Source organism: Streptomyces sp. AC627_RSS907 (assembly GCF_019049165.1).
In genome coordinates this window covers 81948-102438 of the sequence record NZ_JAGMUE010000005.1, presented here as the reverse complement: position 1 = coordinate 102438, position 20491 = coordinate 81948, and the positions used below count along the sequence as shown (strand labels likewise).

General features: G+C 71.8%; 19 protein-coding genes and 1 pseudogene. 12 read left to right on the top strand and 8 right to left on the bottom strand.

Annotated elements, in window-relative coordinates:
• Positions 1-195: 195 nt before the first annotated feature.
• From KUM32_RS01230 to KUM32_RS01205, 6 genes are all read left to right on the top strand, one after another.
• On the top strand, positions 196-1071 hold the full coding sequence (locus KUM32_RS01230) for an SGNH/GDSL hydrolase family protein (protein ID WP_217139844.1): 876 nt from the start codon (positions 196-198) through the stop codon (positions 1069-1071).
• Positions 1072-1099: 28 nt separating this feature from the next.
• The gene (locus tag KUM32_RS01225) at positions 1100-2056 is read left to right on the top strand and encodes a GlxA family transcriptional regulator (protein WP_217139843.1); all 957 of its coding nucleotides are present in this window, start codon (positions 1100-1102) and stop codon (positions 2054-2056) included.
• 126 nt (positions 2057-2182) lie between these two features.
• Positions 2183-3181, top strand: coding sequence for a type I glyceraldehyde-3-phosphate dehydrogenase (gap, locus tag KUM32_RS01220; RefSeq protein WP_217139842.1), 999 nt, complete (start codon positions 2183-2185; stop codon positions 3179-3181).
• A gap of 49 nt (positions 3182-3230) precedes the next feature.
• Entirely contained in the window at positions 3231-3728 is a 498-nt protein-coding gene (locus KUM32_RS01215; protein ID WP_217139841.1) for a peptidylprolyl isomerase, read from the top strand.
• A gap of 141 nt (positions 3729-3869) precedes the next feature.
• Entirely contained in the window at positions 3870-5348 is a 1479-nt protein-coding gene (locus KUM32_RS01210; RefSeq protein ID WP_217139840.1) for a glutamate-cysteine ligase family protein, read from the top strand.
• Positions 5349-5399: 51 nt separating this feature from the next.
• Positions 5400-6233: a class II glutamine amidotransferase gene (locus KUM32_RS01205; RefSeq protein WP_217139839.1), complete on the top strand. Its 834-nt coding sequence runs from the start codon at positions 5400-5402 to the stop codon at positions 6231-6233.
• Here the strand turns inward: KUM32_RS01205 and KUM32_RS01200 are convergent.
• Positions 6214-6858, bottom strand: coding sequence for a type III effector protein (locus KUM32_RS01200; RefSeq protein ID WP_217139838.1), 645 nt, complete (start codon positions 6856-6858; stop codon positions 6214-6216). The two genes, KUM32_RS01205 and KUM32_RS01200, sit on opposite strands and share 20 nt — an antisense overlap.
• A gap of 127 nt (positions 6859-6985) precedes the next feature.
• Here KUM32_RS01200 and KUM32_RS01195 point away from each other — a divergent pair, with 127 nt between their 5' ends.
• From KUM32_RS01195 to KUM32_RS01180, 4 genes and pseudogenes are all read left to right on the top strand, one after another.
• Positions 6986-7423 carry an Hsp20/alpha crystallin family protein gene (locus KUM32_RS01195; RefSeq protein WP_217139837.1) on the top strand — a complete coding sequence of 146 codons (438 nt, stop codon included), beginning with the start codon at positions 6986-6988 and terminating at the stop codon, positions 7421-7423.
• A gap of 99 nt (positions 7424-7522) precedes the next feature.
• Entirely contained in the window at positions 7523-7942 is a 420-nt protein-coding gene (locus KUM32_RS01190; RefSeq protein ID WP_217139836.1) for a DUF2267 domain-containing protein, read from the top strand.
• 79 nt (positions 7943-8021) lie between these two features.
• Positions 8022-8462, top strand: coding sequence for a DUF2267 domain-containing protein (locus KUM32_RS01185; protein ID WP_217139835.1), 441 nt, complete (start codon positions 8022-8024; stop codon positions 8460-8462).
• A 21-nt stretch (positions 8463-8483) separates the two neighbouring features.
• A pseudogene (locus KUM32_RS01180) lies at positions 8484-8948 on the top strand (TauD/TfdA dioxygenase family protein); the annotation flags it as partial.
• On the opposite strand, the gene KUM32_RS01175 reads toward KUM32_RS01180, so the two are convergent.
• From KUM32_RS01175 to KUM32_RS01160, 4 genes are all read right to left on the bottom strand, one after another.
• Positions 8855-10678 (bottom strand): glycoside hydrolase family 2 protein, encoded by a 1824-nt coding sequence (locus KUM32_RS01175; protein ID WP_217139833.1) that lies wholly within the window; start codon positions 10676-10678, stop codon positions 8855-8857. The pseudogene KUM32_RS01180 and the gene KUM32_RS01175 overlap by 94 nt on opposite strands.
• 67 nt (positions 10679-10745) lie before the next feature.
• Entirely contained in the window at positions 10746-11645 is a 900-nt protein-coding gene (locus tag KUM32_RS01170; protein ID WP_217139832.1) for a carbohydrate ABC transporter permease, read from the bottom strand.
• 2 nt (positions 11646-11647) lie between these two features.
• Positions 11648-12592 carry a carbohydrate ABC transporter permease gene (locus KUM32_RS01165; protein ID WP_217139831.1) on the bottom strand — a complete coding sequence of 315 codons (945 nt, stop codon included), beginning with the start codon at positions 12590-12592 and terminating at the stop codon, positions 11648-11650.
• A 21-nt stretch (positions 12593-12613) separates the two neighbouring features.
• Positions 12614-14035, bottom strand: a complete 1422-nt coding sequence (locus tag KUM32_RS01160; RefSeq protein ID WP_217139830.1) for an extracellular solute-binding protein — start codon at positions 14033-14035, stop codon at positions 12614-12616.
• 186 nt (positions 14036-14221) lie between these two features.
• On the opposite strand from KUM32_RS01160, the gene KUM32_RS01155 reads away from it, so the two are divergent.
• Positions 14222-15271 carry a LacI family DNA-binding transcriptional regulator gene (locus KUM32_RS01155; protein ID WP_217139829.1) on the top strand — a complete coding sequence of 350 codons (1050 nt, stop codon included), beginning with the start codon at positions 14222-14224 and terminating at the stop codon, positions 15269-15271.
• A 21-nt stretch (positions 15272-15292) separates the two neighbouring features.
• Here KUM32_RS01155 and KUM32_RS01150 read toward each other — a convergent pair whose 3' ends face one another.
• Positions 15293-16786 carry a family 43 glycosylhydrolase gene (locus KUM32_RS01150; protein WP_217139828.1) on the bottom strand — a complete coding sequence of 498 codons (1494 nt, stop codon included), beginning with the start codon at positions 16784-16786 and terminating at the stop codon, positions 15293-15295.
• A gap of 98 nt (positions 16787-16884) precedes the next feature.
• Positions 16885-17667, bottom strand: coding sequence for a helix-turn-helix domain-containing protein (locus tag KUM32_RS01145; RefSeq protein WP_217139827.1), 783 nt, complete (start codon positions 17665-17667; stop codon positions 16885-16887).
• An 84-nt stretch (positions 17668-17751) separates the two neighbouring features.
• Between KUM32_RS01145 and KUM32_RS01140 the strand changes: the two genes are divergently transcribed.
• On the top strand, positions 17752-18552 hold the full coding sequence (locus KUM32_RS01140; RefSeq protein WP_217139826.1) for a sulfite exporter TauE/SafE family protein: 801 nt from the start codon (positions 17752-17754) through the stop codon (positions 18550-18552).
• Positions 18553-18638: 86 nt separating this feature from the next.
• Here the strand turns inward: KUM32_RS01140 and KUM32_RS01135 are convergent, their stop codons facing one another.
• Complete coding sequence (locus tag KUM32_RS01135; RefSeq protein WP_217139825.1) at positions 18639-20459, bottom strand: RICIN domain-containing protein; 1821 nt, start codon at positions 20457-20459, stop codon at positions 18639-18641.
• Positions 20460-20491: the final 32 nt, after the last annotated feature.

Genomic DNA, 20491 nt, shown 5'->3' with positions numbered 1-20491 from the left:
GCGGAAGGCACCCGCCGCGGGGAATCCGGTCGGCGACATTGACGGGAAGTCAGGGGCGCGTGCACATTACTTGTGAGTAGAACCACCGGTAACCCCCGGCCTCACTCTCACGGAACAGCGCACACCCAGGGCGCCGTCGCGCCCGCCCCCGTCCCCCCACGCCCCCGTGCCCACGCCCGGAGAAAGAGAGAGCCCATGCCGAAGCACGCCGTCCGTCGTCGTGTCATGACCGCGGCAGTCGCCGCCGTCGGCACCCTGGCCCTCGGCCTCACCGACGCCACCGCCCACGCCACCACCTCCGTGGACTACGTCGCCCTCGGCGACAGCTACAGCGCCGGCTCGGGCGTCCTGCCCGTGGACCCCACCAATCTGCTCTGTCTGCGCTCCACCGCGAACTACCCCCACGTCATCGCCGCCGCGACGGGCGCCCGCCTCAAGGACGTCACCTGCGGCGCCGCCCAGACCGCGCACTTCACGCAGGCCCAGTACCCGGGCGTCGGCCCCCAGGTGGACGCGCTCAGCGCCGACACGGACCTGGTCACCCTGACCATCGGCGGCAACGACAACAACACGTTCGTCAACGCCGTGACGGCCTGCGGCTCCGCGGGCCTCCTCAGCGGAGGCAAGGGCAGCCCGTGCAAGGACCGGCACGGCACGACCTTCGACGACCAGATCGACGTCAACACCTATCCCGCGCTCAAGGCCGCGCTGCGCGACGTCCGCGCCAAGGCCCCCAACGCCCGGGTGGCAGCCCTGGGTTACCCGTGGATCACTCCGGCGACCGCGGACCCGTCCTGTTTCGCGAAGCTGCCGATCGCCTCCGGCGACGTCCCGTACCTGCGGGGCATTCAGGCGCACCTCAACGCCGTCGTCCGGCGCGCCGCCGAGGAGACCGGTGTCACCTACGTGGACTTCTCGGGGGTGTCCGACGGCCACGACGCCTGTGCGGCCCGCGGCACCCGCTGGATCGAACCACTCCTCTTCGGCCGGAGCCTCGTCCCCGTCCACCCCAACGCCCTCGGTGAGCGGCGCATGGCCGAGCACGCCATGAGCACCCTCGGCCTGAGCTGAGGACCCGCGCCCCGCGTAACCTGACCCCGTGCCGTCACCCCGTCTCCGCCGCGTCGCCGTCCTCGTGCTCGAGGGGGCGAAGCCGCTCGACGTGGGCATTCCCGCGCAGGTGTTCACGACGCGCGCCAGCATGCCGTACGACGTGCGGGTGTGCGGTGCGGCGCCCGGCCTCGTGACCGGCGGTGACGGCCTGGCGTACCACGTGGCGCACGGCCTCGACGCGCTGGCGTGGGCCGACGTCGTCTTCCTGCCCGGTTACCGGTCCCCCGACCTGGACGAGCCGCCCGGAGCCGTCGTCGACGCGCTGACGGCGGCCCACGAGCGGGGGGCGCGGCTCGCCGCCATCTCCACGGGCGCCTTCGCGCTCGCCGCGACGGGCCTGCTCGACGGCAGACGCGCCACCACGCACTGGCACTACACGCGGGCGCTCGCGGCGAAGCACCCTCGCGTGCGGGTCGACGAGAACGTGCTGTTCGTCGACGAGGGCAGCGTGCTGACGTCCGCGGGCGCCGCCTCGGGCATCGACCTGTGCCTGCACATACTGCGCGGCGACCTCGGGGTCGCCGCCTCGAACCACGCGGCACGGCGCCTCGTCGCGGCCCCCTACCGCAGCGGCGGCCAGGCGCAGTACGTGCCGCGCAGCGTGCCCGAGCCGCTGGGCGAGCGGTTCGCCGCCACCCGCGAGTGGGCACTGCGCCGGCTCGGCGAGCCCCTCACCCTGGAGGCACTCGCCCGGCACGCGGCGGTGTCGGCACGCACGTTCTCGCGGCGCTTCGTCGAGGACACGGGGTACACGCCGATGCAGTGGGTCATGCGCGCCCGCATCGACATGGCCCGTGAACTGCTCGAACGCTCGGAGCGGAGCGTCGAGCAGATCGCCGCCGACGTCGGTCTGGGCACCGGCTCCAATCTGCGGCTTCACTTCCAGCGCATCCTCGGCACCACACCGAGCGAGTACCGGCGCACCTTCGCCCGCGGCGAGTAGTCCGCCGCGGGTCCGGGGCGCGTGGCGCGATCCTTGCGAACCGTGGCACTCGCGCCGCTGCCGCACGCGGGCGGCGCGCGCGAGTCTGGTGGCGAAGGACCCGTGGAACGAAGGGACACACCACTCATGACGCGCATCGGCATCAACGGCTTCGGCCGCATCGGACGCAACGTCCTGCGCGCCCTGCTCGAACGCGACACCAAGCTCGAGGTGGTCGCCGTCAACGACCTCACGGAGCCCGCCGCCCTGGCCCGTCTGCTCGCCTTCGACTCGACGGCCGGACGGCTCGGCCGCCCGGTGAGCGTCGACGGTGACACCCTCGTCGTCGACGGTCACCGCATCAGGGTGCTCGCCGAGCGCGAGCCGGCGCGACTGCCGTGGGCGGAGCTCGGCGTCGACATCGTGCTGGAGGCGACCGGCCGCTTCACCTCGGCCGACGCCGCCCGCGCCCACATCACCGCGGGCGCGAGGAAGGTCCTGGTCAGCGCGCCGTCGAACGGTGCCGACGTCACGCTCGCGTTCGGCGTCAACACCGACGCGTACGACCCGGCCGCGCACACGATCGTCTCCAACGCGTCCTGCACCACCAACGCGCTCGCGCCGCTGGCCGCCGTGCTCGACGAGCTGGCCGGCATCGAGCACGGCTTCATGACCACGGTGCACGCCTACACGCAGGAGCAGAACCTCCAGGACGGCCCGCACCGCGACCCCCGCCGGGCCCGTGCCGCCGGCGTCAACATCGTGCCGACCACGACGGGCGCCGCCAAGGCGATCGGCCTCGTGCTGCCGAACCTCGACGGCAGGCTGTCCGGCGACTCGATCCGCGTGCCGGTACCGGTGGGTTCGATCGTCGAGCTCAACACCACCGTCGCCCGTGACGTGACGCGCGAGGACGTGCTGGCCGCCTACCGCGCCGCCGCCGAGGGACCGCTCGCCGGCGTCCTCGAGTACTCGGAGGACCCGCTGGTGTCCTCGGACATCACGGGCAACCCGGCCTCGTCGATCTTCGACTCGGCCCTGACCCGGGTCGACGGACGTCACATCAAGGTCGTCGCCTGGTACGACAACGAGTGGGGCTTCTCCAACCGCGTGATCGACACGCTCGGGCTGCTCGCCGCGCGATGAAGGGGCAGCCGGTTCGGCATCACGGGGGCCCGCAGGTCACAATGGTGCGATGAGCAATTCCAAGGTTTACTTCGACATCGACATCGACGGTCAGGATGCGGGCCGCATCGTCTTCGAACTCTTCGAGGACGTCACCCCCAAGACCGCCAAGAACTTCATCGAGCTGGCCACCGGCGAGCACGGCTTCGGCTACGCGGGTTCCCCGTTCCACCGTGTGATCCCGCAGTTTATGCTCCAGGGCGGTGACTTCACCCGGGGCGACGGCACCGGTGGCAAGAGCATCTACGGCGAGAAGTTCGCCGACGAGAACTTCACGCTGAAGCACACCGGTCCCTACCTGCTCTCCATGGCGAACGCGGGTCCGAACACCAACGGCTCGCAGTTCTTCATCACCACCGTCCCGACCCCGTGGCTGGACGGCAAGCACGTCGTCTTCGGCAAGGTCGTCGAGGGCACGGACGTGGTGGACCGGATCGAGGGCTACGGCTCCTCCCCGACGGGCCGCACCTCCGCGAAGATCACGGTGCGGGAGTCCGGCCGCCTGTAGGGCTGCGGGCAGCACGAGGACCCGAAGGGACGGGGCCCACCGTGTGCGGTGGGCCCCGTCCCGTCCCGTCTGGTGGGGGGCGCCGGGTGGTGCGACGCTGGGGTGGACAGGCGCCCGACGAAGCCAACCCCGGGAGGGCCGATGGGACGGGACGTCCCGGAGCTGGTCTTCACCCGTGAGGACCGGCGCCGGTACCGGATCAAGATGCAGGAGTGCCTCGAGGCCTTCGCGCAGATGCTGCGCGAGTCCCGGTTCGAGACCGAGCGGCCCCAGGTGGGGCTGGAGATCGAGCTGAACCTGGTCGACGACAAGGCCGAGCCGGCGATGCGCAACATCGACGCGCTCGAAGCGATCGCGGACCCCGCCTGGTCCACCGAGCTCGGGCGGTTCAACCTGGAGATCAACGTGCCTCCCCGCCGGCTGACGGCGGGCGGCCCCGACTCCTGGGAGACCGAGATCCGCGCCGCCCTGAACCACGCCGAGGACCGGGCCAGGTCGGTCGGCGCCCATCTGATCATGGTCGGCATCCTTCCCACGCTGCGCCAGTCGGACGTGGGCGAGGCGGCCCTCTCGGAGAACCCGCGCTACCGGCTGCTCAACGACCAGGTGTTCGCGGCCCGGGGCGAGGACCTGCACATCGAGGTGGACGGCGTCGACCGGTTGCGGACCTACGCGGACACGATCACGCCGGAGGCCGCCTGCACCAGCACGCAGTTCCACCTCCAGGTGTCCCCGGAGGAGTTCGCCGACTACTGGAACGCGGCCCAGGCGATCGCCGGGGTCCAGGTCGCCCTCGCGGCCAACTCGCCCTTCCTGCTCGGCAAGGAGCTCTGGCACGAGAGCCGCATCCCCCTGTTCGAGCAGGCCACCGACACCCGGCCCCAGGAGATCAAGGCGCAGGGCGTGCGGCCCCGGGTGTGGTTCGGGGAGCGGTGGATCAACAGCGTCTTCGACCTCTTCGAGGAGAACCTGCGCTACTTCCCCGCGCTGCTGCCGCTGTGCGACGAACAGGACCCCGCGCAGACGCTGGACCGCGGCGACATCCCCGAACTGGGCGAGCTCACCCTCCACAACGGCACCATCTACCGCTGGAACCGGCCCGTCTACGCCGTCGCCGACGACAAACCGCACGTCCGGGTGGAGAACCGGGTCCTGCCCGCCGGTCCGACCGTCGCCGACATCCTCGCCAACGGCGCCTTCTACTACGGGCTCACCCGCGCCCTGGTGGAGGAGGACCGGCCGGTGTGGTCGCGGATGTCCTTCTCGGTCGCCGAGGACAACCTGCACACGGCGGCCCGGCACGGTATCGAGGCGCGGCTGTACTGGCCCGGCATGGGCGAGGTGCCCGTGCCCGAACTCGTCCTGCGACGGCTGCTGCCGCTGGCGCACCGGGGGCTGGAACTCTCCGGCATGGACGCGGCCTGGCGGGAGCCGCTGCTCGGCATCATCGAGCAGCGGTGCGTCACCGGCCGCAACGGGGCGGTCTGGCAGAAGGAGATGTTCCACCACATCGACGCCACCGCCCGGCCGGGCCGCCACGAGGCCCTGCGGCGGATGACCCAGCAGTACATGGAGTACATGCACCTCAACGCCCCGGTCCACACCTGGCCGGTCGACTGAACGTCCGGGGCCGCGCGCGGCACGCGCCCACGACCAGAGAGGCGGCAGACGATGTGCCGATGGCTTGCCTACTCCGGTACCCCCGTGCTGCTCGAGACGATCCTGTACGAGCCGGAGCACTCGCTGATCGACCAGAGCCTGCACTCCCGGATGGGCGTCGAGACGACCAACGGGGACGGGTTCGGCGTCGGATGGTTCGGCCCGGAGATGCGGACGCCCGCGATCGTCCGGGAGATCGGGCCGGCGTGGAGCAACCGCAATCTGCGGGAGATCGCGGGACACGTCCGTTCGCCCCTGTTCTTCGCGCACATCCGGGCCTCGACGGGCAGCCCGGTGCAGCAGACCAACTGCCACCCCTTCCGCCACGGCCGGTGGATGTGGATGCACAACGGCGCGATCGCCGAGTTCCACCGGCTCCGGCGTGACCTCGCCCTGGCCGTCGCCCCCCGGCTCTTCCGCGACATCGAGGGGTCGACGGACTCGGAGCTGATGTTCTTCCTGGCCCTCACGCTGGGCCTGGAGCAGGACCCGCCGGGGGCCGTGGCACGGATGGCGGGGCTGGTGGAGGAGGTCGGCCATGAGCACGGTGTCGAACACCCCTTGCAGATGACGGTCGCCGTGACCGACGGACGCCGGCTCTGGGCGTTCCGCTACTCCAGCCAGGGGGACTCACGCTCGCTGTACTACAGCACCCGCGTGGAGACCCTGCGCTCGCTCCATCCCGGGATGTCGTTCCTCCAGGAGGTGTCCGACGACACCCGCCTGATCGTGTCGGAACCCCTGGGCAACCTGCCCGGCGTCTGGAACAAGGTCCCCGAGAGCAGCTACGGCGTCGTCCAGCCCGAGGGAGACGCCCTGTTCGCCTTCACTCCGCAGGCGGCCTGACCCGGCGGAGCCGGTCCGTGTGGTGGGTGAGGGTGTCGATGCGAGCGGCCAGCTCGGGATGGCGGGCCGAGAGGTGATGCCGGGCGCTGGTCAGTGGCCCGATGAGCCCGGCGGCGTCGTCGTGGCCCAGCGCCCGCACGAGAGCGGTGCGGGCCTCGGCCGGCAGACCGGCGAGGGCGGTGATCTGGCCGGCGAGCTGACGGAGGTCGGCGGCGTTACCGCGGGCCCAGGTGGTGACGGCGCGGTCGGCGGCGCGGCGGTCCCGGGTGGCGCGGACGCGTTGTTCGCCGGTGGTGCCGGGTGCTCCCGGGCGCAGGCGCAGGTAGCGGCGTTCCGCGGCCTGCCGGCTGGCGACGCCGAGGGGATGGGCGAGGTCGGCCCAGCTCGCGCCTGCCTCGCGGGCGGTCTCGATCAGTCCCGTCTCCCACCCCGCCAGCTGGTCGCGCACCTCGCGCAGGAGCAGCAGCGCGGCCAGTGCCTGCTCGGAGCTGACCTCGGAGCCGGGCTGCTCCCCGGCCGGCGGTGTCTGGGCGGTGCGCACCGCCTCGTCGATCGCCGCCAGCGCTGCCTCGGCGGCGAGGAAGGACGCGGGCCGGGAACCGGGTTCCTGCGGGTCTGCGGTCATGGGTCACCTCCGCTCGATCACGTCACCCGACGGGTGACACCATCACTTGTCATCATTTCGATGACATGCTACAAGAAAAGCAGGAAGCAGCGCATGAGCGGTTCTGCTCGAAGTGGAGGTGTTCACGATGCTGATGCGCACCGATCCTTTCCGTGAGTTCGACCGGCTCACCCAGCAGCTGTTCGGCAACGCGTCCGGCACCTGGTCGCGTCCCACGGCGATGCCGATGGACGCCTACCGGGAGGGTGACGCGTACGTGATCGCACTCGATCTGCCCGGTGTCGACCCGGACGCGATCGACATCGATGTCGAGCGGAACATGCTGACCGTCCGGGCCGAGCGCCGGCCCGTCACCAAGGGTGACGACGTCCAGATGGAGCTCTCGGAGCGTCCGCTGGGCGTGTTCTCCCGCCAGGTGATGCTGGCCGACACCCTGGACACCGAGCACATCAGTGCCGACTACGACGCGGGCGTGCTCACCCTGCGCGTCCCGATCGCCGAGCGGGCCAAGCCCCGCAAGATCTCCATCAGCGGGGGCGCGGACCGCAAGGAGATCTCCGGCTGAGGCAGAGCCCCGCTCCCGGTCGCGGAGGGCGGACGGCCACCCCGCCCTCCGCCTCCTGCCCGCGCGCCGGCAGGAAGCGCCCAGGGAAGGAGTACCCCGATGGCCATGCGGTGGGACGTGTTCCTCGACCGGGTACAGGAACGCGGCGAGTACCCGACCCGCGCCGAGGCGGACCGCGCCGCGCGCACCGTGCTGGCGCTCCTCGGCGCACACCTGGTCGGTGAGGTACGGGCAGAGCTGGCCGCCCGGCTCCCGGAGACCTTCGCCCTGATCCTGCTCAACCCGCTCCAGGCCGCCGAACCCCTCTCCGCCGAGCGGTTCGTACGGGCCACCGCGGCGTGGATCGAGGGGGCCACGGAACAGACCGCGGCCTGGGACATCGGCGCCGTGCTCAGCGTGACCGCCGACGCGGCGGGCGAGGAGCTGGTCCGCCGGGTCCTGCTCCAGCTCCCGCCCGGATACGACCTGCTCTTCGGTCGGCCGCAGGACGGCACGGCCCCCGGCCCGCACGCCCGGTGACCGACGCGCCCGTGTTCCGCCGGTCACCGGCCGATCCCCTTCAGACAGACCCCGACAGCGAGAAAGGCGTCCTCCACCGATGCAGTCCACGACGGCCCCGGCGTCCATCACCACCGAACCGGCCATGACGTTCGGCCAGTTGCTGGAGCAGGTCCGCTACGACGGCGCCTACCCCACCCGCGAGCGAGCCGAAGACGTCGTCACCGCCGTCCTGGCCGCCCTCGGCCGCCGCGTCACCGGCGAGGAACGTGTCGAACTGGCGGCCCGCCTCCCCCTCGAAGCCCGCCGGATCTTCGCCTCCCAGATCCCCGGAACGGACTCGATGACCGGCTGGGCCTTCGTCCGGGACCTCGCCGCCCGCACCGGCGGCACCCTCGCGACCACTCGCTGGGACGTCGGCTCCGTCCTGGGCGTCGTCGCGCGCCTCGCCGGGCCCGCCCTGCTGGACCGCGTCCTCGCCCAGCTCCCCTCCGGCTACGCGATCCTCTTCGGACGCGCGGAACTCACCCAGGCGGCCTGACGCCCGGAGCCCCGTCGACAGGACCACGGGACATTCTTCCCGCCCGTGGAGCACCCCGTCGTACGCACCCGTCCCGGGACCGGGCGGCGGACGCTGTTCGTCACAACACGTCCCGCACCACGCACATCCCGGGGCATGGACCGGGACGAGAGCGACCGGCTGCTGCGCCACCTGTTGCGGCAGGCGCACGTTCCCGAGTACCAGGTGCGTCTCCGCCGGCAGCGCGGCGGCATCGCCTTCTGGGACAACCGGGCCGCGCAGCACTACGCGGTGGGCGACCACGGGTCCGGCCGCCGCGTCGCCGAACGCGTCGCCATCGAGGGCGACCGTCCCTTCTGGCACCGTGCCCGTGGGCCTCAGGCGGTGCTGCCGCCTGCGGCCCACGGGGTTCGCTACGCCGGGTCCTGCTCCTCGATCGCGGCCGGACGCAGCTGCGCGGCGCGGACGCGTTCGACATCGAGTTTGCGGCCCCGGTCGAAGCGGTAGATGCCGTTCTGCTCCTGGAAGACGTCGGTCAGCTGGGTGTAGCAGTAGCCGAACATGCCTCGGTCCCGCAGCAGCACCTCGGTGAGACCGCTGAACCGCTCGTGGAACTCCTCCTCGTCGCGGACCCGTTCGCCGTATCCCCAGGAGACGGTGCGGTCCTCGCCCGACCGGTCTGCGGCCGCCTCGGGGTCCCACCAGATGCCGCCGAACTCGCTGATGAAGTACGGCTGCCCGCGGTAGGGCTGCGAGTAGGGGGCGCCGTTCTCGTGGGTGTTGACGAAGGGGGTGTCCTTGGCGAGGCCGGACATCAGCCGGCGGAAGACCGCCGGGTCCTGCTCGTAGGTGTGGGCGTCGTAGATGTCGGTCTCGGCGACCCGATGGGCGTATCCGGAGGCGTCGATCACCGGCCGGGTGGTGTCCATGGCCTTGGTGGCCAGGAACATCGCGCGGGTCACGTCGTCGAGCTGCGTGATGCGGTCGTGCAGCTTCTGGTAGGTCTCGTTCAGCGGGCACCAGCCGATGATCGAGGGGTGCGAGTAGTCGCGCTCCAGGGCTTCCAGCCACTGCGCGACGTAGGAGGCGTCGGGGCGCTGGTTGTCGCCCGAGGAGCCGCCCGTCTCGCAGCCCCAGTCGCCGAACTCGCCCCAGACCAGGTAGCCGAGGCGGTCCGCGTGGTAGAGGAAGCGCTCCTCGAAGACCTTCTGGTGCAGCCGGGCTCCGTTGAAGCCCGCTTCCATGGCCAGCTCGATGTCCCGGACCAGCGCCTCGTCGGTCGGTGCGGTCATCAGCCCGTCCGGGTACCAGCCCTGGTCGAGGACGAGACGCTGGAAGAGCGGCCGCCCGTTGAGGAGGACGGCCTTGCCCCGCAGTGCCACGGCGCGCAGCCCGGCGTAGCTCTCCGCGCTGTCGACGACCTGCCCGGAGGCGTCGAGGAGTTCGAGGCGCAGGTCGTACAGGTGCGGGTCGTCGGGGCCCCACTCGCGTCGCCGGTCGTCCGGCACCGGCAGGTGCAGGCGCGGGGCGAGGTCCAGGTCGGCGCGGGCCTCGGCGCGGCTCACCTCGCCGTCGGCGTCACTGAGCACGGCGCGCACCCGGTGGCCGGGCCGGTTGCCGGACAGCGGCAGTTCGAGGTGGAAGGCGGAGCCGGCCAGGTCCGGGGTGATCCGGGGGCGGCGCAGGTGCACGTCGGGCACGGGCTCGAGCCAGACGGTCTGCCAGATGCCGGTCACCCGGGTGTAGTTGCAGTCGTGGTTGGCGTACTGCACGGCCTGCTTGCCGCGTGCCTGCGGGCCGGACCTGGGGTCGCGGGCCCGGGCGGTGACGACGGCCTCCTCCCCCGCCCCGGCGATGTCGCCGAGGTCGGCGGTGAAGGGGGTGAAGCCGCCGCGGTGCCGGGCCACCTCCCTGCCGTCCACCCACACGGTGGTGTCGTGGTCGACGGCGCCGAAGTGCAGCAGCACCCGGCGCCCGGCCCACGCCGCCGGCAGGGTGAGGGTCCGCCGGTACCAGACGGCCTCCAGGAAGTCGGTGTCGCCGATGCCGGACAGCTCGGACTCGGGCGGGAAGGGCACGAGGATCTCGTCGCGCAGTTCGCGGTCGAGCAGACCGCGTTCGAGCCCGCTGTCCCCTCGGTCCGTCTCGAACTGCCAGGCGCCGTTCAGGTTGAGCCAGTCGCGGCGCACGAACTGCGGTCGCGGGTACTCCGGGCGCGGTGCGGAGTGAGTGGGCACACATGCTCCAGTCGATCGGTGGGCCGGCGTGGTGTGCCGGGCCCGTGTGTACAGCGGGGGGAACGGGTCAGGAACCGCCGAGGCCGGTGGTGGCCACGGAGTTGACGATGCGGCGCTGGAAGAGGAGGAAGACCACGATCAGCGGCAGCGCCGCCAGCAGGGCCGATGCCATGGACTGCGCGTACTGGATGCCGTAGGCGTCCTTCACGGTGGCCAGTCCCACCGGGAGGGTCATCAGGTCGGGGTCGTTGGTCACGATGAACGGCCACATGAAGTTGTTCCACGCTCCGATGAAGACGAAGATCGCCACCGCGGCCACGATCGGCCGCGAGAGCGGCAGCACGATCGACCGGAAGACCCGCAGCTCGGAGGCGCCGTCGATCCGGGCCGCCTCCTCCAGCTCGCGGGGGATGCCGTCGAAGAACCGCTTGAGGATGAACACCATCATCGGGGCGACGACCTGGGGGAGGATGACCGCCGCGTAGGTGTCCACCAGGTTGAACAGGAGCATCTGCTCGAACAGCGGCACGACCAGCAGTTGCGGCGGGACCATGACGGCGGCGACGGTGACCGCGAGCAGCGCCCTGCGGCCGCGGAACGTGCCGCGCGAGAACCCGTACGCGGCGAGCGTGGAGACGGCCACGGTGATCAGGGTGACCAGCGCGGCGATCAGGAAGCTGTTGAGGGCCCAGACGGCCACGTTCCCGCGTTCGAGGATCTGCCGGTACGCCTCCAGGGTGAAGGCGCCCTTGAGCGGGGACAGTCCGGGGCTGGACACGTCCTGCTCGCTCTGGACGGAGGTGGCGATCGTCCACAGGAACGGCACCAGCCAGATGGCCGCCAGGACGGCCAGCGCCGTGCCGGCCAGGACGCGGGGCAGCCGGCCGTGGCCGAGGAGCAGGGGGGAGCCGGCTGTCTCGCGGGGTGGGCGGCGCCGCGGGCGGGGGGACGGTGCGGTGGCGGACACGGTCAGTCCTCCTGGCGGAAGAGGCGGAGCTGCACGAGCGAGACGACGATGACGAGCGCGAAGAAGAGATACGAGACGGCGGAGGCGTAACCGAGCCGGTAGCCGGTGAACCCGACGTCGTAGACGTACTCCAGTACGGGGCGGGTCGAGCCGTTCGGGCCGCCCTTGGTGAGGATGTAGATCTGGTCGAACACCTTGAGCGACGCGAGGATCTGCAGCAGGGCCACCAGCCCGGTGGTCCTGCGCAGTTGCGGCAGGGTGACGGACCACAGGCGCCGCCAGGCACCGGCGCCGTCGAGTGCCGCCGCCTCGTCGAAGGTCGCCGGCAGGGACTGGAGTGCCGCGAGGTAGAGCAGGAAGTTGAAGCCGACCGTCCACCAGACGGTGAGCGCGGCGATCGACCACATCGCGACGGACTCGTCGGAGAGCCACCCGACGGAGTCGAGGCCGAGCGTGCCGAGGAGTTGGTTGGCCAGGCCCAGGTCCGGCTGGTAGAGCCAGGTCCAGATGAGCGTCACCACGGTCACCGGCAGCAGGTAGGGGGCGAAGAAGGCCAGTCGCCAGGCCCACTGGCCGGCGAGCCCGCTGTGCACCAGCAACGCCATCGCCAGGGCGACCAGGACCAGGGGCACGCTCGAGATGACGGTGAAGAAGACGGTGTTGCCGAGGCTGCTCCACACGTCGGGGTCGCCGAAGGCCTCCGCGTAGTTGTCGAAGCCGACGAAGCTCGTGTCACGCAGGGCGAGCGAGCTGTCGGTGAAGCTCATCCACAGGCCCTGCACGACGGGCCAGACCAGGAAGAGGACGAAGACGAGCAGGAAGGGCAGGACGAAGACCAGACCTGTGCGGGTGCCGGTGCGCGGGGTCCAGCGGCCGGTACGGCCGGTGACGCGGAGGGCGGGCGGGTCGGCCTGTGCCTCGGTGCCGAGGGGGGCGGTGGTGGTCACGTCGGTCACTCCTTGTGCTGGTCAGGCCACCGGGTTGGGCTGCCGCAGCAGCGCGTCCGCTTCGCGGACCATCTGGCGTACCGCCTTCTGCGCGGACGTGTTGCCCAGCAGGGCCGACTGGAGCGGCTGGCACATCCGGTTCTGGAAGTTGGAACCGGCCCCCGCGAACCAGTTGGGCGGGTCGAGCACCGCCACCTCCGCGGCCCGCGCGTAGGAGGACTGCGGGTCGAGAGCCGCGTACCTCGGCTCCGCGAGCACCGGTTGGTAGGCGGGGATGTGCCCGGCGGTCGCCCAGGTGAGGCTCTGCTTGAGGATCTCGGCCACGTACCGGTGGGCTTCTCGCCGCCGCGCCGGGTCGGGGTCGTCCTGGTGCGGGAGGACGAAGCTGTGGCTGTCGGTGTAGACGGCCGGCTTGTCGAAGACCTGCGGGAAGGGCGCGGCGCCCAGGGGGATGCCGGACTTCTTCAGCGTCGGCAGCTCCCACTCGCCGAGCATCGCCATGCCGCCGCGACCGCTCGTGAAGGCGGCCAACGCGCCGTTGTAGTCCAGGTTGCCGGGGTTGGTCCGGCCGTCGAAGAGCTGCTGCATGAACGTCACGACGCGCACCGCGGCATCGACGTCGATCTCGACCGGACCGCCCTCCGGCAGGAGGAAGGCGGCGCCGGTCTGCGCGTACAGGGTGGCGAACAGGCGCCAGTTCTGCGCCGTGTCGGTGACGTGGCCGAACAGGATGCCCGACTCCCCCGTCGCCTCGGCGAGCGCCTTGCCCGCGTCCAGAAGGGCCTCGGGCGAGCCCATCGCGGCCAGTTGCCCCGAGGAGTCGAGGAGCCCCGCGGTGTCCGCCGCCTCCTTGTCGTAGAAGACGATGAACGGGTGGACGTCCAAGGGGATGGCGTAGACCGTTCCCTCGTGCTGTGTCCGCGCCCAGACCGCGGGCGTGAAGTCCTTCCGGCTGACGCCGAACTCGGCGAGCAGGTCCAGGTCGAAGGCGTCCACCAGGCCGCCGGGCGCGTAGCCCGCGAGCCTGGACAGATGCATGGCGGCCACGTCGGAGGCCCGGCCGCCGGCGGCGGACATGGCGAGCTTGGTGTAGTAGGACGGTCCCCAGTCCAGGATGGTGCGGTCGACCTCGAAGCCCTTGGAACCCCCGGCCCCCTTCGCCTCCGCGGCTCGCCCGGCTCCTCCCCCGGCTTCCCTGGCCCCCTTGGACACCGCGTCGATCATGTCGTCCATCAGCATGCCGTCGCCGCCCTGGAACAGGTCCCAGACGCTCAGTGCCGAGGCGCCGGAGGCGTTGGCCGGTGAGGCGCAGCCGGACAGCGGGCCGACGGCGAGCAGGGCGCCCGCTCCGGCCATGGTGTGCCGCACAAGCCGACGGCGGCTGAGGCGGCGTGCCGGGCCGGACCCGGCCGGCACCTCACGGGCGGGCAAAGGGGAACTCATCGCGGACCTTTCGACGGCCGGACGCTGTGCGGTGGCTTGTTTTTACATCGATGTACATGGGCTGTAAAGAGCTGGGGCGGGGATCGGCGGTGGCGACCGGAAGATCGACATCACGCCGACCTGCGCTCGGGCCGGTGCGGTGCCGGACATAGACTCTGGCAGCGCGAAAGAGGCAGGGAGGTCTCGGTGGCTCGGCCCAGGATCAAGGACGTCGCACGTCACGCGGGCGTTTCGGAGAAGACGGTGTCCAATGTCATCAACGACTACGCCCATGTCTCCGACCGGACCAGACGCGTGGTGCGTGAGGCCATCGAACAGCTCGGCTACCGGGTCAACCTGGCGGGCCGTCACCTGCGCCGGGGTCGCACCGGCATCATCGCGCTGGTCGTTCCGGAGCTCGACATACCGTACTTCGCCGAGCTGGCCCGGCATGTCATCCGGGAGGCCGAGCAGCGTTCCCTGACCGTCCTGATCCATCAGTCCGGGGCGGACCGGGCCCACGAGCTGGCGGCGCTGGCCGGTTTCGGGTCCGCCTTCGTCGACGGGATCATCCTCAGCCCCCTCGCCCTGACGGCGGACGACCTGCGCGATCGCGAGGGGGCGCCGCCCACCGTGCTGCTCGGTGAGCTCCTGGAGGAGGGCGCCGACCACGTCGCCATCGACAACGAGCGGGCCGCGCACGAGGCGACCAGCCACCTGATCGGCCTCGGGCGCCGCGCCATCCTCGCGGTCGGCGGTCGTGACGACGCGGGTCTGGGCACGGCCGAGGCCCGCACCCGTGGTTACCGCGCCGCCCTGTCCGAGGCGGGCATCGCCTACGATCCGGCCGCCCTGCTGCCGGTCGGCTCGTTCCGGATGCCCGACGGTGCCGAGGCCGTGGCGCGGGCGCTGCGGGAGGGCGCGCGGCCCGACGCGCTGCTCTGCCTCAACGACCAGCTGGCCCTGGGCGCCTTGCGCGCCCTGCACGAGCACGGGGTCCGGGTGCCCGAGGACGTCGCCGTCATCGGCTTCGACGACGTGGAGGGCGGGCGGTTCAGCGTGCCCACGCTGAGCACGGTGGCTCCGGACAAGGCGGCGGTGGCCAAGGTCGCCGTGCAACTGCTCCAGGACCGCATCGAGGAGGCGACGGGACCGGAGGGCCGCGGCGACGGGCCGGGTTCGCTGTCACCCCAGGACCGCATCGTGGCCCACCGGCTCGTCCTGCGGGAGAGCACGGAGGGCCACGAGCGGCGGTGACGGGCCGGGTGGCCCGGTGCGTCAGTTCACGTACACCTCGGCACGGTCGACGCTCACGAAGGACGCCCCGGACTGGGAGTCGTGCTCGCCCGTCACCCGGATCCGCAGGGTGTGGCCGCCGTACGCGAGACGCGGGCTGACGTACTGCACCGCCTCGCCGACGCGGATCGGGTTGTGGAAGTCCACGCGTCGCTCGGGGCCGCCGTCGACGCTGATCGCCGCGTAGCCGTTGCCGGTGTCCTTGACGGAGAGCAGGGCGATGCGGGTGCCGGTGAAGGAGAAGGTCGCCGTGGCACCGGCGCGGTCGCTCCAGTGGTCGTCGCTCCAGAAGCACTGGGTGGCGCAGCCCGTGCCGGAGTTCCAGGCACCCGTGTAGCTGACGCCGCCGGGACCACTGGAACGGCCGTCGTCGTTGATCCAGTAGTTCCCGGACCCGGGGTCGCCGGAGGGCAGGTCCTGGGTGGCGCCCATCGCGAGCGGGCGGCCGAAGTCGGGACTGCCGTCGGCTCGCCAGGTGAACTTCTGCGCCCGGGTGGTGCGGTTGCTGTAGGTGTTCACGGACGTGGTCTTGGCGTGGTAGACGATCCAGTCCTCCGTGCCGTCCGGGGAACGGAAGAAGGCGTGGTGGCCCGGCCCGAACACGCCCCGGTCGTCGGCCCGGGAGAACACCGCGCCCTGGTGCTGGCGCCAGTTGCCCGGCACGAGCGGGTCGGCGTCGAGCGGCATCGACATCATCCACACCTGGTAGTCGGGCTTGCCCGTGTCACAGGCGGAGTACGTCATCCACACCCGGCCGTTGCGGTACAGGAACTCCGGTCCTTCCCGCACCTCGGGGCAGCCGCCGGCCGCGTCGACGGCGACGGCGTTGCCGGAGACGGTGTACGGGTTGGACATCGGGGCGATGTTGATCCCGTTGTGCTGGTACCGGTTGATGCCGCTGTACGCGAGGTAGAGCCGGCCGCGCACGTGGAGGATGCCGGCGTCGATGGCGAAGTCGTTCGCGTGGTTGGGCGGAGCGAGCTTCGCCTTGAAGTGGTACGGGCCGGCCGGGTCGTCGCGCTCCGATTGCAGGACGTACAGGCGGTGATGCTCGTCGACGCCGTCGTCGGCCGTGTAGTACAGGTACCAGCGGTCACCGAAACGGTAGAACTCCGGCGCCCAGATGTTGCGGTTGCGGGACGGGTCGGAGTCCGTCCACACGGTGACCGGGTCAGCGACCGCGAGGGTGCCCAGGGACGCGGAGCGCCACATCCTGATGCTGTTGCCCTGGGTGGTCGTGAGGTAGTAGTTCCCCTTCCAGTGCGTCATGAACGGGTCCGGCCCGGGGTTGAGCGGGTTGCGGAACGTGCCGGACGCCGCGCCGGCGGCGCTCGGCGAGGGTGACGGCGAGGGCGGGGGTGACGCCGCGGCGGCCGGCGCGGTGAACGCGGACAGCAGGCCCACGACGAGCCCGAGGAGGGCGGCCACGAGCAGACCGACGCGTGCGCGGGGACGGAGCGGGTGGCTGGGAGGCACAGGGGGTCCTTTCCACAGCTCTTTTACATCGATATAAAGGCGGGGCGTCACGCTAGGGACGACCGGTCCCGGTGTCAACCGCGTCCGCGGGCTCGGGGTCAGCCCTGGAGCGGGTTCCGGCGGCTCGTGGTGAAGCGGGACGGCGCTACGCCGAAGGCCCTGGTGAAAGCGGCGGTGAACGCGGCGGGAGAGGCGTAGCCGAGGCGGCCGGAGACCTCGCTGACCGACGCGGTGCGCAGCAGGGGGACGGCCGCGAGCAGGCGCGCGCGGGTCCGCCAGACAGCGGGGCTGTCACCCGTCTCCGAGCGGAAACGCCGGGTGAAGGCCCGTTCGCTCATGGCCGTCCGCGCGGCCCATGCCGCGTTGGTGACACCGGCGTCCGGGTCGGCCAGGTAGTCCCGGCAGAGCGTCGCGAGGTCGGCGGAGGCGGGAAGGGCGACGTGGAACGGGAGCGGGGTGCGTGCGGCGATCTCGTACAGCAGAAGGGAGACCACGCTCGCCTCCCGTCCGGTCAGGCTGTAGTCCGCCTCGAACTCGACCGCCACGAGGAGCAGTTCGCGCAGCAGCGGCGGAACGTCCACGACCGTGCAGGTGCCGGGCCACCAGGGGACGGCGTCCGGCTCGATGTACAGACTGCGGGTACTGACGCCCAGCATGCGGACCCGGTGGCGCGTGGCGGCCGGAATCAGGACGGCACGCTCGGGCGGGACGGTCCAGGTGCCGTCGGCGGTGTCGACGACCATGACGCCGGTGGCGCCGTAGAGGAACTGCGCGCGGCGGTGTGCGTGCCAGTCCAGCAGGTGGCCGGGCGGGTAGTCGGTGCCGAGGGGCAGGACGGCCCGGTCCACTGCGTCGACATCGGCCAGGGGGACGTTCTTCACCCCGGCCACCCTACGGCCGAGACGCGAAGGAATCGTGCCGGGCATCGAATGCGTGCGTTGCTCCGGAGCTGGTGGAGTGGCGCTGTGACTGTTCTGGCCTTGCTCGGCATCGGGCTTCTCACCGGCGTGACGACCGTCCTGTTCGGGTTCGGCGGCGGATTCGTCGCCGTCCCGGTCGTGGTGTGGGCGGACGCGTCCCTCGGCGCGGACGCGATGCGGGTGGCGACGGCCACCTCGGCGCTGGTCATGGTGGTGAACGCGGGGTTCGCGACGGCCGTCACACCGCGGCGGGTCCTCGCCGCCCTCCGCGGCAGCGGCCCGCTGCTCCTGCTGCTGGCGGCCGGCGCCGGGGCCGGCGCGCTCGCCACGCGCCACGCCCCTCCCGGCCTGGTGCGCTGGGCGTTCGTCGCGTACGTCGCGCTCACCGTCGTCGATCTGCTGCTCCGCCCCGGCTTCCTGCGCCCGCGCGCCCCGGCGACCACCCGCGACGCACCGCGTCCGCTTCCGGCCGTGGTGGGCGCTCCCGTCGGCGCGGTGGCGGCCTTCCTCGGGGTGGGGGGCAGCGTGATGACCGTCCCCGCGATGCGGCGGGCCGGGCACACGATGCACGTGGCGACCGCACTGGCCAACCCGCTGACCCTCGCCATCGCGCTCCCGGCCGCCGTGGTCTTCCTGGGGGGCGCCGAGGGTCCCGCCACCGCGCACACGCACGTGCACCTGGTGGGTCTCGTCGACCTCCGTGCCGCCGCGGCGCTGCTCCTGGGCGCCCTGCCCGTGATCGCGGTGCTGCGGCGCCGCCCACCACGCGTCCCCGACCGCACCTACGCCTGGGCGTACATCGCGCTGCTCGGTGGGGTGGCGGTGGCGATGGTGCTCTCGGCCTGAGCAGTCCCGGCCGCGCGGCACGGTGTGCGGGCGGGTCGCGTGGCCGGGCCGGGACGCCTCTCGGGTCCCGGCCCGCCGTGACGGAGTCAGCCCCGGGTCCCGGTCGGGGTGAGGGTCAGGGCCTGCTCGCCGGGGCCGCGGGTGCCGCCGACGGGGTCGCCGGTGGTGTTGGTCCACGAGCGGGCGGGCGTGCTCTCGACGCGGCGGCTGGAGTCGGCGGAGATGCCGAGCACCAGGCCGCTGTAGCGGTTGACCAGGCGGTACCTGCCGGTGGAGGTGCCGTCGGCGGACCTGCCGGGGACGACGAACCACTGTTGTCCGACGGAGGGGCCGCCGCTTCCGGAGCGCGTGACGGTGGGCCGGGCGCCCCAGGCGCGGCCCGCGGTGGAGGAGGAGTCGACACCGAGCAGTTGCCCGGTCGCGGCGTTGGCGATCCGGTACGAGCCGTCGCCGTTCGCGGTGAAGACCCATTCCGCCAGACCGGTGCCGGCCGGCTCGCTCACCGACGTCGTCGCGGGACTCCCCGCCCGCGCCTGGGCGAGGGCACGTCCCCCGGCACCGGCGATCCGGTAGGTCCGGCCGGCGTCGACCGGCGCGGCGGGGGCGGAGGTGTCGATCGTGACGTTGACGTACTCGCTCGCCCTGCCGCCCGAGCAGCCGAAGGAGCAGTACGAGCGGAACGTCCTGCCGACGATGCCGGACCCGGTCCTGTTGACGCCGTCGAGGAACCAGCGGTACCAGGAGGCGTTGGTGTGGCCGCCGGTGTCACCGACCGGGAACCACTTCTGGGTGGCGAGGTCCTTGGTGGCGTAGAACTCCTGCGGGGCGTTGCCGCTCTGGTCGACGGCCTGGGGTTCCCCTATGTACAGGCCCAGGTGGGCGTTGTAGGTGATGTCCATGACGAACAGGGGCGAGGTCGGGGGCATCTCGCCGGCGGCGACCTGCTCGCTCACCGTGCCGGTGTTGGCGGGGTCGTACTCGTCCGACACGGGGGTGTAGCCGGTCCCGCCGGAGGCACCGACCGGCACCATGTTGCTCTCGCGGCCCCCGACGCCGGGTTCGGACCAGGCCCCGTCGTACCACTTCTGCCAGGAACCGGGCGCCATCTTCCCGGACATCGGGGCACGGGCCACGTGGGCGTGGAAGGCCTTCCAGCCACCGCCCTTCTCCACGATGCGGGAGCCGTAGTAGACGTAGAAGTATCCGGAGGCGGTGTCGACGAAGAGGCGGGGGTCGCCGTCGCCGTAGTGGTAGGTCTGGTGCGGGAAGGCGCGGGTGTCGCCGCGCTTCGTGCTGTACGGCGAGGTGATGACGTGGTCCTTGATGGTCCACGTCCGGCCCTGGTCCCGGGAGACCGCGTAGTCGATCCCGTCGTAGTGGAGGCCGTCGCCGAAGGGCTGCGGGGTGAACTCGTTGTGCACCAGGCCGTACCAGTCGCCGGTGTCGGGGTCGACCCATACGCCGGCCAGGTCGCAGTAGTTCTTCTGCGCGTAACCCGATCCGGCGGGTGGGAAGGTGGACTCCTTGCCCGTCGGGCTGTTGTTGCACCGCCAGGTGGTGTCGTTGTTGCGGTCCCTGGGCTCGTGGGGGTCGACCGCGTCGCTGATCGCGCCGGACCGGTTCGCCGTGTCGAAGTCCCTGCCGGTGTAGAAGCTCCAGGCGCGGCTGTCGTTCGCGCCGTAGAGCGCGTGGGCCTGCTGGTAGTAGAAGGTGCCGTCCTTGTCGATGTAGGTGCCGGCCGGGGTGTCGTCCGGTCGGGTCCATGGTCCCCCGGAACCGACGGTGACGGTGTAGGTGGCGTCGGGTCCGGCCGCCGACGCGGGCGGGGTGCCCAGGGATGCGGTGCCGGTGAGGGCGAGGGCCGTGGCGACGGCCACGAGGGCGAGTCTGCTTGCGGGAGCTGTCATCCGTGACACAGGTACTCCTCAACTCGTGGTGG

Bases quoted from the DNA above. Each gene is read 5' to 3' on its own strand.
- KUM32_RS01190 (WP_217139836.1), top strand. From the start codon at position 7,523: ATGGCCATGCGGTGGGACGTGTTCCTCGACCGGGTACAGGAACGCGGC.
- KUM32_RS01205 (WP_217139839.1), top strand. From the start codon at position 5,400: ATGTGCCGATGGCTTGCCTACTCCGGTACCCCCGTGCTGCTCGAGACG.
- KUM32_RS01135 (WP_217139825.1), bottom strand. From the start codon at position 20,459: ATGACAGCTCCCGCAAGCAGACTCGCCCTCGTGGCCGTCGCCACGGCC.
- KUM32_RS01185 (WP_217139835.1), top strand. From the start codon at position 8,022: ATGCAGTCCACGACGGCCCCGGCGTCCATCACCACCGAACCGGCCATG.
- KUM32_RS01160 (WP_217139830.1), bottom strand. From the start codon at position 14,035: ATGAGTTCCCCTTTGCCCGCCCGTGAGGTGCCGGCCGGGTCCGGCCCG.
- KUM32_RS01210 (WP_217139840.1), top strand. From the start codon at position 3,870: ATGGGACGGGACGTCCCGGAGCTGGTCTTCACCCGTGAGGACCGGCGC.
- KUM32_RS01230 (WP_217139844.1), top strand. From the start codon at position 196: ATGCCGAAGCACGCCGTCCGTCGTCGTGTCATGACCGCGGCAGTCGCC.
- gap (WP_217139842.1), top strand. From the start codon at position 2,183: ATGACGCGCATCGGCATCAACGGCTTCGGCCGCATCGGACGCAACGTC.
- KUM32_RS01215 (WP_217139841.1), top strand. From the start codon at position 3,231: ATGAGCAATTCCAAGGTTTACTTCGACATCGACATCGACGGTCAGGAT.
- KUM32_RS01200 (WP_217139838.1), bottom strand. From the start codon at position 6,858: ATGACCGCAGACCCGCAGGAACCCGGTTCCCGGCCCGCGTCCTTCCTC.
- KUM32_RS01195 (WP_217139837.1), top strand. From the start codon at position 6,986: ATGCTGATGCGCACCGATCCTTTCCGTGAGTTCGACCGGCTCACCCAG.